This window comes from Hymenobacter jeongseonensis, assembly GCF_015694725.1.
Lineage (GTDB): Bacteria > Bacteroidota > Bacteroidia > Cytophagales > Hymenobacteraceae > Hymenobacter > Hymenobacter jeongseonensis.
Genome location: NZ_JADQDQ010000001.1, coordinates 144,714 through 158,035, shown reverse-complemented (window position 1 = coordinate 158,035; position 13,322 = coordinate 144,714). Strand labels below are relative to the sequence as shown.

Sequence of the window (13,322 nt, the reverse complement as noted above, 5' to 3'; positions counted from 1 at the left end):
CTTACTTCTGCAGCACTTTCAGGCTCAGGCGGCGGTTCATGGCCCGGCCTTCTTCGGTGGTATTGGGCGCAATGGCGTAGCGGGGGCCGTAGCCTCGGGCGTCGATGCGGCCGGGGCTGATGCCCATGTCCACGAGGCTGGACCAGGCCATGCGGGCCCGGGCCTCGCTGAGTTGCCGGTTTACCTTGGAAGTTCCGGTGCTGTCGGTGTAGCCACCCAGCTTGATGCGGGATTGCGGGAAGGCGCGCAGAATGGCCGCCACGTTCTTCAGCTGGTTGAGGGATTCTGCCGTGAGCGTGGCCTTGCCGGCATGAAAAAATACCCGGTCGAAATTGTACCAGCCGTGGGTGAGGTCGACGGTATCGATTTGTGCTTTGGGGTTAGTAAGAAACCGGTATAGGTTGCTCTCGGTGGACTTATCCCCAACTTCTTTGATTACTGCGCCGGACGGTAGCTTGAGCGAGATGGGCGAGCCAGTCTCGTAGATGTAGTTGCCGCTGGCAGCATCGAAGTGGCCCCCGACAAGCGGAGCGGCGCCTTTGGTTGGCTCGGGCTTGTCGTTGGCGCCGCGGCGGTAGCGGGCCGGGCGGGCCGCCTTGGCCGTGAGATTAGGGCCACTGGCTCCCGGGCTCGCCGCCTTCGGGGCCGAAATCACGGGCGCTGCCGCGGCGATGGAGGCGACAATGGATTGCGGCGGAGCCTTCGCCGTTCCGTACGAATTGCTTGAAGTGGTAATCAAAACCGGGCCGCCAACCACGCTTTCCGCCGCCAATGCTTCGGAATGAACAGCCGTAGTCGCGTGGCGGCCGGAACGCGTTTTGCCGGTTGTTTCGGTTTCGAGCTTGCTTAGGGTGATGGTGAACGTAGCGGTTTTTCCTTTTTCCAAAAAGATGCTTTCTACGGTTTGGGGGCGGTAGCCGCCGCCGCCCACCCGCATCAGGTAGGGGCCACCCGCCTGCAGATTGGCAATCGAAAACCGGCCGGCTTCGTTGGCCGCCGCCGCGTAGCGCGTGCCCGAAGGCAGATGAATAACCGTGACCGCGGCTCCGGCCAACGATTTTTGGTCGTCGGACTGCACATTGCCCATCAGGCTCAGGGCAGTGTCCTGCGCTTGGCCAGCAAAAGAAGTCAGCGCCAGCCCAAGGGCCAGAAAGGTAGAGAAGAGCTTCATGAAAGATAGGAAAACTAGAAACGAACCCTATTAGGGAGGCTAAATCAACTTAGGGATTAAATGTTTGGCCAGTTGCTGTTTAAGCACCGGCAATGCAGCAGGTATTTCTTGGTTGTAGCTCTTGGTAAAGCACCCGGCTATATCAAGGCTTTATAAGAAACCAATCAAGGCGAACAAATATAATGGAAAAATACGAGTATGAAAATTTAGCAATAATATATCACTTATCTAATTGAGTGATTTGCTATTTTATTAGAATAAGCCGAGCCATATTTTTATGCATAACCGGCCTAATGAGCCTTTTTCAGCAGAAATGCGTTCTGGAAAGTCCGTGCCGTGAGCGTATTCGGAGGCATGAACGCAACCGGGTAATATTGCATTTATGCCGAAGTGCGTGGAGAAAGAGCAAATGAGTGGCGGATGGCTTCCGCCGGACGTGGCGATTTTGCGAACGCAACGTTTGGCTCGATTTTGTCCTCGCTACTGAAAAAAAGCGGTAGTTCGTGGGTTCTACCTTTGTTTGGAATAACTAATTGTCCCCTGCTATGCGGAAAATCCTGTTGGGTATCGGTATATTTTTGGTGGTGCTGGTAGCGGCCCTGGCCCTGGCGCCGGTGCTGTTTAAAGACAAGCTGCGGGCCTTGGCCGACAAGCAGATTGCCCAGCGCGTGCGTGCCACGGTGCAGTACGACCCCGCCAATATTGACGTGAGCCTGCTCCGCTCGTTCCCGGACATGACCGTGAACATCCGGGAATTGCGCGTGATTGGCCTCGACTCGTTCAGCCGCGACACGCTGGCCTACCTGCCCAACCTGCAAGTGGGCCTCGACGTGATGAGCGTGGTGCGCGGCGGCGAGATAGACATTAAAACCATTGAGCTGGAGCGGCCCGACCTGAGCCTGCGGGTGCTGAAGAGCGGCTTGGCCAACTGGGACGTTATGATTTCGGACTCCGCCGCCGCGGCCAAAGGGCAGGACACCAGCCAAGTGCACCTCGCCATCAAGGGCTGGAAAATGACCGACGGCCGCCTGCGCTACGAAGACCTGACCCTGCCCTTTGCCATGCAGGCCAGCGGCGTGAACCACTCCGGCAGCGGGGACTTCGAAAGCAACGTGTTCGACATGACCTCGCAGACCACCGCCGCCGACCTCGACATGACCTACGACGGCGTGGCCTACGTGAGCAACAAGCAACTCGACGCCGACGTGACCATGAACATGGACCTGAACAAGAGCCTCTACACGTTCAAAGACAACCAAATAAAGCTCAACGACTTCCCGTTCAGCTTTGCCGGGGCCATCGGGCTGCCCAATGAGACGGATATTACCTACGACCTCACGTTCAAGGCGCTGGAAACGGATTTTAAAACCTTGCTGAGTCTGGTGCCGGGCGTGTACACGGAGAAGTTTAAGAACATCGAAACCAGCGGCAAAGTGGCCTTCGATGGCTACTACAAGGGCACGCAGAACGAGGTGAAAATGCCCGGCTACGGCGTGAACCTGGCCGTGACCAATGGGCAGTTCAAATACCCGGACTTGCCTCAGGCGGCCAAAAACATCAACCTGAAAATGCAGGTGGATAATCCCTCGGGCTACACCAACAACGTGAAGGTGAACATTCCGCAGTTTCACCTCGACCTGGGCCCCAACCCCGTGGACGGCAACATCGCCATCGACGGCCTGGAGCCGATGCGCGTGGATGGCCGCGTGAAAGCCAACGTGAACCTGGCCGAGGCCCTGAAAGTGTACCCGGTGAAGGATTTGGCCATGCGCGGGCAACTGTTCGTGGATGGCACGGCGAAGGGCATTTATTCCAAGACGCAGATGCCGGTGGTCAACGCCGCCATTCGCCTCACCAACGGCTTTGTAAAGTCGGCGCAGTTCCCGGCCCCGATTGAGAACATCAACCTCAACGGCACGGTGGTGAACACCACGGGCAAGGTCAACGACACCCAAATTAATCTGCCGCAGTTCCGGATGGTGCTGGAAGGCGAGCCGCTGGAAGGCCGACTCACGGCCCGCAACATCGACAAGCCGGTGTTCGATGCCAACGTGCGCGGCACGGTGGACTTGACGAAAATCACCAAGATTTTCCCCCTCGAAGGCATGACCGTGACCGGCCGCGTGGCCGGCAACATTGCGGCCAAGGGCAACATGGCCGACGTGGAAGCCGGCCGCTACCAGAACGTGGTGGCCAGCGGCACGGTAAAAGCCAATAACGTGACCTACAAGAGCAAAGACCTGCCGCAGGGCGTGAAAATCAGCAGCGGCACGGCCACGTTCAACAACAACCAGATTAACCTGCAAAGCCTGACCGGCATGGCCGGCAGCTCCGATTTTGCGGCCTCGGGCACGGTGAGCAACTACATGGGCTACCTCTTCACGCCAGGACAGTCGCTGAAGGGCACCATGAACGTGAACTCGCGCAATTTCAATGTGAACGAGTGGATGGTGGACGAGGTGTCGGCCAAGCCCACGGCCACCGGCGGCAAAGCCCCGGCCAAAGCCGAAGGCGTGCTGCAAATCCCCAAATACTTTGACCTGGTACTGAACAGCCGCGTGGATAACGTGACGTATGACAACCTCAAGCTCAGCAATGTGGCGGGCACCGTGACGGTGCGCGACGAAATGGCCAAGCTCAACAACATGACCTTTAATACTCTGGGTGGCACCTTCGGCACCACGGGCAGCTACAGCAGCAAAAACCTGGCGCATCCCAAATTCGACTTTGGGCTGAACATCAAGAACCTCGACATCCAGAATGCTTTTTCGGCGTTCACCACCATTAAGCGGCTGGTGCCGCTGGCGGCGCAGGTGGAAGGGGTGTTCGGCACCAACTTCAGCGTGAGCGGCGAAATGGGGGCCGACATGCTGCCCAACCTGGCCACGCTCACGGGCAAAGGAGTGGTGGACGTGGTGAAGGCCGCCATCAACCAGTCGGAAGTGATGAGCAAAATTGCCAGCCTAACCACGCTGCCCGAGCTGAAAACGCTGGTGGTGGTGAACAAGGCCATTCAGGCTAACATCGTGAACGGCAACCTGGTGGTGCAGCCCTTCGACCTGACTGTCGGCGACGTGAAAATGACCTTTGGCGGCTCGAACAGTTTGTCGGGGGCCCTGGCCTACGTCACTGCCCTGAACGTGCCCACCGGCAAGCTGGGCAGCGCCCTGTCGAGCAAGCTCACGCAGCTCACCGGCGTGAAGGACATTCAGGGCACTGAGCGCGTAACGCTAGGCCTGAACATTGGCGGCACCATGACCAGCCCCGTGGTGAAACTGACCAGCGGCAGCGTGAAAGACCAAGGCAAAGCCATTGTCACGAACGTGGTAAAAACCAAACTGACCGATGCGCTTCTGGGCCTCGCCCAGAAGAAGCAGGCCCAGCGCGACAGCACCACCCGAACCGAAGCCGCCGCCGACCAAACCGCGGAAGAAAAGGCCCGTACCGTGGCCGAAAAAGCCCGTTTGGAAGCCCAGGCGCGCCTGCGCAACCAGGTTGGTCAAGGCCTGAATAGCCTCTTTGGGAAGCCCAAAGCCAAGCCTAAGCCGGTTGAGCCCACGCCCGCAGATTCCACGAAATAATACAATTGGAACATGGCGTTAATAAGGTTGGCAGTATTATTGCCCCGGGCCGGCAACCAACGGCCTAGGTGGGCCGTTTCACGACCACTTGATTAACCTCATCCGTTTCCTCATGAAGATTACTCGTCTATTTCCCCTGGCTTGCGTTGCGCTCTTGGGCCTGGCTAGCTGCTCCAAAGATTCTGATTCGAACGGAGCCGAAACGTCCAAGCTCGAAGTGCGCCTCACGGACGCCCCCGGCAATTTCCGTAGCGTGGTGCTGGACGTGCGCCAGGTAGAAGTGCATCTGAAAGAGGAAAACGACCCGGATGGCTGGAAAATGCTGACCTTCACGCCCCAGGCCATCAACGTGCTGGAGTACGTCAACGGCAAGTCGGCGCTGCTGGTTAGCGAGGATTTCGCCCCCGGCGACCTCAAGGAAATTCGCCTCATCCTCGGCCCCGATAGCTATGTGATTGGCCGCGATGGCCAGCGCTACGACCTCAAAACCCCCAGCGGCCAAACTTCCGGCGTGAAACTGAAGCTGAACAAAGCCACCCTGCGCGAGCGTGAAACCTTCCAGCTGCTGCTCGATTTCGACGTGGCCAAGTCCATTGTGGAGCGCGGCAACTGGAGCCCCGGCAACGACAAAAAAGAGCGCTACCTGCTCAAGCCCGTGATTCGGGTGGTGGCGCAGGGCTTGCGCGCCGGCATTCGCGGCACGGTGAACCCGGCGGCGGCCCTGCCCCAGATTTTGGCCATTCGCTCCACCATTCTCGGTCCTGATACGGTTAGCACGTCGGCCGATGCGTCGGGCGCCTACCAGCTCGGTGGCCTGGCCGCCGGTACCTACCGCGTGGAGTTCTTCCCCAGCACCACGGCCCCTACCGGCCAAGCTGCTTACACCAATGTCGTCCGCACCGGCGTGGTGGTTACCAACGACAACGTCACGGACCTGGGCACCACGGCGCTCAACTAATCAGCGAAGCCATAACAACCAAAAAGCCCCAACCTCGCGCGAGGTTGGGGCTTTTTGGTTGTTATGGCTTCGCTGAAAGAAGGCTTTACAGCCGCTGCAGCAGGGCCAAAAGTTCGCGCTGGGTGCTGAGGGTGCGGTCTTTGGCGTACCAGCCGTGTAGCTGCGTCGCGAATTCCTGGTAGGGTACGCCTTCGTGCTTGAGGCGCGTGAACAGTTCCTGCGCCGGCGCGGGGCGCGGGCCCCACGTAGCGGCTTCGGTGAGGGTGTCGGCGTGGAGCACGACGAGCTTGGGAATGGAACGGCCGCCGTGGGTGAGGTAGCGGTCCATGAGGTCGAAGTTTTCATCGCGCAGCACGTAGCGCGTGGTGAGCTTGCTGTGGCTGGACCGGGCAATGGCTTCGAGCACGGGCACCAGCTGGGCGGCGTCGCCGCACCAGCCTTCGGTAATCACCAGCCACACGTAGTGCTGCGGCAGTTGCGCGAGCACCTGCTGCAGTTCGGGCAGCAGCTGGATGGTCTTGTCCAGACGCTGCATACGCGTGATGTTGAGGTGCGCGTAGTGGACAAGCTGCTCGCTTTGGTTGGGCCCCGTGGTGCGGTTTTGGGCCATCAATTCGTCGAGAAGCTGCCGGTAAGCCGCGTAGGAATAAGCGCTGCGGAGGCGTTCCGGGGCGATGACGGGAAGGGATGAAAGGATTTCGGACATAAAACGGCGGAGCTTCGGTGGGAAAAGCCCCTAAAAAACCCTTCCGGGTTGGGAAGGGTTTTCGAGACCACAAAGTAGCTGCTTTACAAGCTCGGCACGGCCTGCTTGGCGGCCGCCGACAACTCGCGGCAGTACGTAATAAAATCGGAATTGACGGGCTCGAAGCCGTGGTCGCGCAGGCGGGTGGCCACTTGGGCGCGGTGGTAGCTGGCGTGTACCACGGCGTGGGTCAGGATATCGTGCACCATGCTGTCGTAGCTGTCACCCAGCGAATTGGTGTAGGAAATCAGGCGCTGCAACTCCGTTTCATCGGCCTGCACCATCAGTTGGTGCAGGGGTTCAGAAGTTTGCTGGTGCAGTTGGTGGCACGTGGCCAAGTCGTGCTCCTGCCACACTTTCACGGGGCTGGCTGTGCCGCCGATGCGCGAAATCCAGATGGCTTGGGCATTGAGCACGTGGCTGAACAGGCGCAGCACCACGGGCGGGATTTCCTGGCCAGTAGCGGCCACTTCGTCGAGGCGCTTGAGCACCGTGGTATTGGCCCACACGTTGAAAGCACCGAGTTTTTCTAGCGTATTCATAATTTAAAAAATGACTGATTGACTGAGTAACCAAGTGAGTGCAGAAAACAGAAAAGAAACCTACTCTTTAGTTCTGCGCTACTCCGTTACTCTTAGCGGGGGTCTTGCCAGACCAGTTTTTCGTTGGCTTTGTTTTTTTCGAAATCGGGGCACTTGCCGTCGCCCTTGCCCGTAATGCCGCCATCGGGCTGGCACACCAAGCGGCCCTGTGAGTCAAATACCTGCGAATATTGGTCGCAACACGGTGCCGATTGGTAGTACACCGTTTGGCCGCCGTAGCTGTAGCTCAGAATGCGGGTAATGGGGTTGCGCTTGCGTTCGCTCAGCACGGCGGCAATGCGCGCTTTCAGCCAAGCTGGGCGCGCGGTGGTATCGGATACGGCCACGCGGGCCGGCACGGGGTCCACGGTATTGGCGCTGGTGGGGGCAGGTGTGTCGGGGCCGCTCGCGTACCCGGTGGTGGGCGGCGTGGTGGGTGTGGTCACGCTCACTTGGTTGTGGGCACAGGCCGAGGCGAGCAGAGCGCAAAGGGCTAAGGCGAGCAGATTTTTCATTTCAAGGGAATTAATCAAATCAACAGTCAGGCCGCGCCGCACTTCCGCCTGCTTTACGCCGGGCTTATCCAATGAGTTGGTTTTTCTGCTTCATTTCGTTGGCTTTGCCCGCGGCTCTTCTACGCTGAACGGGCTACTGGCGGCCGGCAAGCACATGCGGCCCAAACACCAACGCTCCCACCACCAGCGCCCCCAGAGCCGCCAGCAGCACGGCCCCCGCCGCCACGTCCTTGGCCTTGCCCGCCAACGGATGGTAGGCCGGCGAAGCCAAATCGGTGAGGGCTTCAATGGCGGTGTTTACCAGTTCGGCGGCCCACACGCTGGCGATGGCTAGGGCCACCAGCGCCCATTCCAGCCGGGTTAGGTTACAATAAAACCCTAGCCCAATCACCACCACCGTGGCCAAGGCGTGAAATTGCAGGTGCACTTCAGAGCGCAATGCCGCCCACACGCCCCGGAAGGCGTGCCCGAAGCTGGCCACGCGCCGGCGCCATAGCCCATCGGGCGGGCGCAGCCGTTGCGAAGTAGGGGGAGCGGGCTCAGCCACGGGGTTCAAATTCCTGAAATACCGACTGCCGTAGCTCCGACCACTCCGACCTGATGATGCTGAAAATGACCGTGTCTCGCCGAATGCCGCCCTGCGTGGGCCGGTGGCTGCGCAGGGTGCCTTCCTCGGTGGCGCCCATGCGGGCCATGGCGGTGCGGGACTTCTCGTTGCGGGAGTCCGTTTCCAGCTCCACCCGCTCGTAGCCCAGCTGCCCAAAGGCGTGGCTGAGCAGCAAATGCTTGGCCGCACGGTTCAGCCCCGAGCGCTGAAACGCCGTGCCCACCCAGGTGTAGCCGATGCTCAGGCGCTGGTCGGCCGGCACTACGTTGTAGTAGCTGGTGCTACCGGCCACGGCGCCCGTTTTCCGGTCGACGATGACGAACGGGTAGCGCAGCCCCTGCTCCCGCGCCTCCAGCGCTTGGCGGATGTAGGCAGCCAGGCTCACCGCGTCATCGCCGCGGGTGAGGGTGTAGCGCCAGAGCACCTCCTCAAAAGCCACGGCTTTGAGGGCTTCGTAATCGCCAATTTCCAAGGGCCGAAGGCGGGCGCGGTTGTTTTCGAGAACGACGTTCGCAGAGAAATCCATCGGGGCAAAGATGCTGGTAAAAAAGAAAAGCCGCTCAGCGGTTTCCTAAATAAAACGTCATGCTGAGCGCAGCCGAGGCATTTCGCGTGTGGTAGCAAATCCAATCGACTGGGATTACTACCACACGCGAGATGCTTCGGCTGCGCTCAGCATGACGGGCTTGAGTTGAGAGGAAAGCGAGTGTATCTACCGGCCCACCATTTCCTCAGGTTTCAGCCACTCGTCAAACTCGGCTTCGGTCAGGTAGCCCAGCTGGAGGGCGGTTTCCTTCAAGGTTGAGCCGTTTTTGTGGGCGGTTTGGGCAATTTCGGCGGCTTTGTAGTAGCCGATGTGCGGATTGAGGGCCGTCACGAGCATCAGGCTGCTGTCAACGTGCTTTTTGATGTTGGCTTTGATGGGCTTGATGCCCGAGGCGCACTTGTCGGTGAAGCTCACGCACACGTCGCCGATGAGGCGGGCGGAGTGCAGGAAGTTGTAAATCATCATCGGCTTGAACACGTTCAGCTCGAAGTGGCCCATCGAGCCGCCGACGGTGATGGCCACGTCGTTGCCCATCACCTGGGCCGCTACCATGGTCATGGCCTCGCACTGCGTGGGGTTCACTTTGCCGGGCATGATGCTCGAGCCGGGCTCGTTGTCCGGAATGTCGATTTCGCCGATGCCAGCGCGCGGGCCGGAGCTGAGCATGCGGATGTCGTTGGCAATTTTCATTAAGCTCACGGCTACCGTTTTCAGGGCGCCGTGGGCTTCCACGATGGCATCGTGGGCGGCCAGGGCCTCAAATTTGTTTTCGGCCGTGATGAAGGGCAGGCCGGTGAGGTCGGCAATGTGCTGGGCCACGTTCACCGAGTAGTTGGGCGGGGTGTTGATGCCCGTGCCCACGGCCGTGCCGCCGAGCGCCAATTCGCTCAGGTGCGCGAAGGTGTTGTTGATGGCGCGCAGGCCGTGGTCGAGCTGCGAGACGTAGCCCGAAAACTCCTGGCCCAAGGTGAGGGGCGTGGCGTCCATGAAGTGGGTGCGGCCGATTTTCACGATGTCCATGAACTCCTCCGACTTGGCTTTCAGCGCGTCGCGCAGCTTCTCGATGCCGGGAACGGTGGTTTCCTTCAGGATTTTGTAGGCCGCGATGTGCATGGCCGTTGGGAAGGTGTCGTTCGAGCTCTGGCTCTTATTCACGTCGTCGTTCGGGGCCAGCGCCTTCTTCTCGTCCGTGAGCTGGCCGCCTTGCAGCACGTGGCCGCGGTAGGCAATCACCTCGTTCAGGTTCATGTTGCTCTGCGTGCCCGAGCCGGTTTGCCACACCACCAAAGGGAACGAATCCGCCAGCTGGCCGGCCAGAATTTCGTCGCACACTTTGCCAATCAGCTCGGCCTTGTCGGCGGGCAGCACGCCGGCGTCGCGGTTGGTGAGGGCAGCGGCTTTCTTCAGGTAGGCGAAGGCGGCGATGATTTCCTTGGGCATCTTGTTGATGTCCTGGGCAATGGGGAAATTCTCGATGGAACGCTGCGTTTGCGCGCCCCAATAGGCGGTAGCTGGCACCTGCACGGTGCCCATGGTGTCCTTTTCGGTACGGAAATCCATTGGTTGGTTGTGCTGATTAAGAGAAGGGTTGAGGCGCTGGTGAAAGCCAGCCCGGTGCGCAAAAGTACAGCGCGGCCGAACGGCAGCTTTTATTCTAACCGAAATAGCCGCCAAATGGCTTGGCGCGTACACAGCGGCAGCGCCGGAAACGAAAAAGCTCCGGAAGCGCTACCACCAACACATTTCCACATCACCCTGCCCCATGTCCTCCATCAAACAAGTTATTGAAGTCCTCGCCTCGTCCGAGAAGAGTTTTGAAGACGCCGTGCAGCGCGCCGTGCAAAGCGTCAGCGCGTCTATTCCCAATATTTCGTCGGTCTTCATCAAAGACCAAAGCTGCAAGGTGCGCGACAACCGCATTGTGGAGTACCGCATCACGGCCAAGGTGAGTTTTGGCACGCCGGTGGCCGAATTCGACATGTCGGACATTGAGCGCACCTTCGCCGAAGCCCCCGAGCCCGCCGGCAACGGCGCGCCCGACTACAGCCACGTGGCCATCAAAACCGAGCCCGAACTGCCCCGCGAAGTAGAGCCCGGCGGCAGCGCCACCGAGCCCGAGAGCGGCGGCGGTTACAGCGGCTAGAGAATTATTGGCTCCTTGCGGACCCGCTAGCGCCGCGCTGCTCCATTGTGGCGCGGCGCGGCGTTTTGGCTTTTGAGAAGTTAGTAAAAGGTCAAAAGCAGTTAGCCGGAAGTATCTGATTTGCGCTACCTTTCGCAGATTCACCGGGCGGTTGGTTTTAACAGCTGCCCGCCCATTTTCTGCAAGGAATATGAAGCTAAAACGCTACGCTTACTTCCTCACGGCCAGCCTGCTGCTGAGTGCCCCCGCCTTCGCCCAAACTGCCCCGGCCGAACCCAAGCCGCTGCTGGGGTTTGACGCCGCCGCGGCCACTGCCCAGTACCAGCTCGAAACGAAATTCGACGCCCAACTCAAAACCGACAACCTGCGGGATTGGATGAAGCGGATGGCCTCCCGGCCCCACCACGTGGGCTCGCCGCACGGCAAGGACAACGCCGATTTTATGGCCGGCCTGTTCAAGTCCTGGGGCTATGAAACCCGCATCGACGTGTCGTACGTGCTGTTTCCCACGCCCAAGCTGCGGCTGCTGGAAATGGTGGCCCCTACCCCATTCAAAGCCGGCCTCACGGAAAAGCCGCTGGCCGAAGACGCCACTTCCGGCCAAACCGCCGAGCAGCTGCCCACCTATAACTGCTTCTCGAAAGACGGCGACGTGACCGCCGAGCTGGTGTTTGTGAACTACGGCGTGCCCCGCGACTACGAGGAGCTGGAGCGCCGCGGCATCGACGTGAAGGGCAAAATCGTCATCGCCAAATACGGCGGCTCCTGGCGCGGCATCAAGCCCAAAGTGGCGGCTGAAAAAGGCGCCATCGGCTGCCTGATTTACTCCGACCCCAAAGACGACGGCTACGGCCAGGGCGACGTGTACCCCAAAGGCGCGTTCAAGCCCGAAACCGGCGCCCAGCGCGGCTCCGTGCTCGACATGCCCACCTACCCCGGCGACCCGCTCACGCCCGGCTACGGCTCCACCAAAAACGCCAAGCGTCTTGACTACAAAAAGGCCCCAACGCTCACCCAAATCCCGGTATTGCCCATTTCCTACGGCGATGCCCAGCCCCTGCTGGCGGCCCTGGCTGGCCCGATGGCGCCGGATGCCTGGCGCGGTGGCCTGCCCATCCCCTACCACCTAGGCCCGGGGCCGGCCAAGGTGCATTTGAAGTTGGAATTCAACTGGAAAAATGAGCCGGTCTACAACGTCATTGCCACGATGAAAGGCAGCCTCTACCCCGAACAGTGGGTGATGCGCGGCAACCACCACGACGCTTGGGTGAACGGCGCCAGCGACCCGCTCTCCGGCATGGTGGCGGAGCTGGAAGAAGCCCGCGCCATCGGCGAGCTGTACAAAACCGGCTGGCGGCCCAAGCGCACGCTCATGTTCTGCGCCTGGGACGGCGAGGAGCCCGGCCTGCTGGGCTCCACCGAATGGGCCGAGACCAACGCCAAACAGCTGCAGAAGAACGTGGTAGCGTACCTGAATACCGACAACAGCGAGCGGGGCTTTCTCTTCGCCGCGGGCTCGCACACGCTCGAAAAGTTCTTTAACCAAGTGGGCCGCGACGTCATCGACCCCGAAAAGAACATGTCCATTAACGACCGGCGCCGGGCCTTTGACCTGATAAATGGCAACCCCGAAGCCCAGAAAGACGCCCGCGACCGCGCCGACCTGCGCATTGCCGCGCTGGGCGCTGGCTCCGATTATTCGCCCTACATCCAGCACCTCGGCATCCCGTCGATGAACGTGGGTTTTGGCGGCGAGGGCGAAGGCGGCGAGTACCACTCCATCTACGATTCCTTCGACCACTTCACCCGCTTCAAGGACCCCAATTTTGCCTACTGCAAGGTGTTGGCCCAAACCATGGGCCGGGCTTCATTGCGCTTAGTCAATGCCGACGTGCTGCCCTTCGAGTTCCAGAACTTCTCCAACACCGTGGCCAAGTACGGCACCGAGGTGAAGCTCCTCACCGACAACATGCGCACCGAAACCGACAAGCAGGCCAAGCTTCTCGCCGAGAAGCGCTACGAAGCCGTGGCCGACCCCACCGAAACCCTGCTCCCGCCCAAGGCCCGGGAAGCTGTGCCCTACCTCAACTTCGCGCCGCTCGATAATGCCTTGCTCAAGCTGGAGCAAAGCGCCAACGCTTACGCCCAGGCCCGCAAAACCAACACGAGCCTTTCCAACGACCGCAAGAAGGAACTGGACCAATTGCTCTACCAAGCTGAGCAGCAATTACTGAGCGCCGAAGGCCTCCCCCGCCGCCCCTGGTACCGCCACCAGATTTACGCCCCCGGCTTCTACACCGGCTACGGCGTGAAAACCCTGCCCGGCATCCGCGAAGCCGTGGAAGAACGCAAATGGGCCGAAGCCGACGAGCAGATTAAGCGCACCGCCGCGGCCGTGGAACGGTTTTCCGCGCAGGTGAGCCGTGCCGCCGCCGTAGCCGCGCCGGCCCCGGCGCAGTGAGCAACAAGGCATA

11 protein-coding genes are annotated in these 13,322 nt (G+C 60.3%); 4 read left to right on the top strand and 7 right to left on the bottom strand.

Features of this window, described 5'->3' with window-relative positions; translation table 11 throughout:
• Position 1: 1 nt before the first annotated feature.
• A complete protein-coding gene (locus tag I2I05_RS00660; protein WP_196280289.1) occupies positions 2 to 1,171 on the bottom strand; it encodes an OmpA family protein in 1,170 nt (389 codons plus the stop codon).
• Between the two features lie 545 nt (positions 1,172 to 1,716).
• On the opposite strand from I2I05_RS00660, the gene I2I05_RS00655 reads away from it, so the two are divergent.
• Together I2I05_RS00655 and I2I05_RS00650 are read left to right on the top strand one after the other, a co-directional pair.
• Entirely contained in the window at positions 1,717 to 4,752 is a 3,036-nt protein-coding gene (locus I2I05_RS00655) for an AsmA family protein (RefSeq protein ID WP_196280288.1), read from the top strand.
• 112 nt (positions 4,753 to 4,864) lie between these two features.
• The gene (locus tag I2I05_RS00650) at positions 4,865 to 5,710 is read left to right on the top strand and encodes a DUF4382 domain-containing protein (RefSeq protein WP_196280287.1); all 846 of its coding nucleotides are present in this window, start codon (positions 4,865 to 4,867) and stop codon (positions 5,708 to 5,710) included.
• 85 nt (positions 5,711 to 5,795) lie between these two features.
• Here the strand turns inward: I2I05_RS00650 and I2I05_RS00645 are convergent, their stop codons facing one another.
• From I2I05_RS00645 to fumC, 6 genes are all read right to left on the bottom strand, one after another.
• Entirely contained in the window at positions 5,796 to 6,416 is a 621-nt protein-coding gene (locus I2I05_RS00645; RefSeq protein WP_196280286.1) for a thioredoxin family protein, read from the bottom strand.
• A gap of 83 nt (positions 6,417 to 6,499) precedes the next feature.
• A complete protein-coding gene (locus tag I2I05_RS00640) occupies positions 6,500 to 6,997 on the bottom strand; it encodes a DinB family protein (protein ID WP_196280285.1) in 498 nt (165 codons plus the stop codon).
• Positions 6,998 to 7,089: 92 nt separating this feature from the next.
• The gene (locus I2I05_RS00635) at positions 7,090 to 7,551 is read right to left on the bottom strand and encodes a DUF6970 domain-containing protein (protein ID WP_196280284.1); all 462 of its coding nucleotides are present in this window, start codon (positions 7,549 to 7,551) and stop codon (positions 7,090 to 7,092) included.
• 133 nt (positions 7,552 to 7,684) lie between these two features.
• Positions 7,685 to 8,098 (bottom strand): diacylglycerol kinase family protein, encoded by a 414-nt coding sequence (locus tag I2I05_RS00630; protein ID WP_317192290.1) that lies wholly within the window; start codon positions 8,096 to 8,098, stop codon positions 7,685 to 7,687.
• Complete coding sequence (locus tag I2I05_RS00625) at positions 8,091 to 8,684, bottom strand: GNAT family N-acetyltransferase (protein WP_196280283.1); 594 nt, start codon at positions 8,682 to 8,684, stop codon at positions 8,091 to 8,093. The genes I2I05_RS00630 and I2I05_RS00625 overlap by 8 nt, the downstream gene beginning before the upstream one ends.
• 186 nt (positions 8,685 to 8,870) lie before the next feature.
• Positions 8,871 to 10,265, bottom strand: a complete 1,395-nt coding sequence (fumC, locus tag I2I05_RS00620) for a class II fumarate hydratase (RefSeq protein ID WP_196280282.1) — start codon at positions 10,263 to 10,265, stop codon at positions 8,871 to 8,873.
• 202 nt (positions 10,266 to 10,467) lie between these two features.
• Between fumC and I2I05_RS21720 the strand changes: the two genes are divergently transcribed.
• Together I2I05_RS21720 and I2I05_RS00610 are read left to right on the top strand one after the other, a co-directional pair.
• Positions 10,468 to 10,848 (top strand): dodecin family protein, encoded by a 381-nt coding sequence (locus I2I05_RS21720; protein ID WP_230688060.1) that lies wholly within the window; start codon positions 10,468 to 10,470, stop codon positions 10,846 to 10,848.
• 190 nt (positions 10,849 to 11,038) lie between these two features.
• Positions 11,039 to 13,309: a transferrin receptor-like dimerization domain-containing protein gene (locus I2I05_RS00610; protein WP_196280281.1), complete on the top strand. Its 2,271-nt coding sequence runs from the start codon at positions 11,039 to 11,041 to the stop codon at positions 13,307 to 13,309.
• The last annotated feature ends 13 nt before the right edge of the window (positions 13,310 to 13,322 follow it).

Coding starts and splice junctions, on each gene's coding strand:
- I2I05_RS00660 (WP_196280289.1), bottom strand. CDS start 1,171: ATGAAGCTCTTCTCTACCTTTCTGGCCCTTGGGCTGGCGCTGACTTCT.
- I2I05_RS00655 (WP_196280288.1), top strand. CDS start 1,717: ATGCGGAAAATCCTGTTGGGTATCGGTATATTTTTGGTGGTGCTGGTA.
- I2I05_RS00650 (WP_196280287.1), top strand. CDS start 4,865: ATGAAGATTACTCGTCTATTTCCCCTGGCTTGCGTTGCGCTCTTGGGC.
- I2I05_RS00645 (WP_196280286.1), bottom strand. CDS start 6,416: ATGTCCGAAATCCTTTCATCCCTTCCCGTCATCGCCCCGGAACGCCTC.
- I2I05_RS00640 (WP_196280285.1), bottom strand. CDS start 6,997: ATGAATACGCTAGAAAAACTCGGTGCTTTCAACGTGTGGGCCAATACC.
- I2I05_RS00635 (WP_196280284.1), bottom strand. CDS start 7,551: ATGAAAAATCTGCTCGCCTTAGCCCTTTGCGCTCTGCTCGCCTCGGCC.
- I2I05_RS00625 (WP_196280283.1), bottom strand. CDS start 8,684: ATGGATTTCTCTGCGAACGTCGTTCTCGAAAACAACCGCGCCCGCCTT.
- fumC (WP_196280282.1), bottom strand. CDS start 10,265: ATGGATTTCCGTACCGAAAAGGACACCATGGGCACCGTGCAGGTGCCA.
- I2I05_RS21720 (WP_230688060.1), top strand. CDS start 10,468: ATGTCCTCCATCAAACAAGTTATTGAAGTCCTCGCCTCGTCCGAGAAG.
- I2I05_RS00610 (WP_196280281.1), top strand. CDS start 11,039: ATGAAGCTAAAACGCTACGCTTACTTCCTCACGGCCAGCCTGCTGCTG.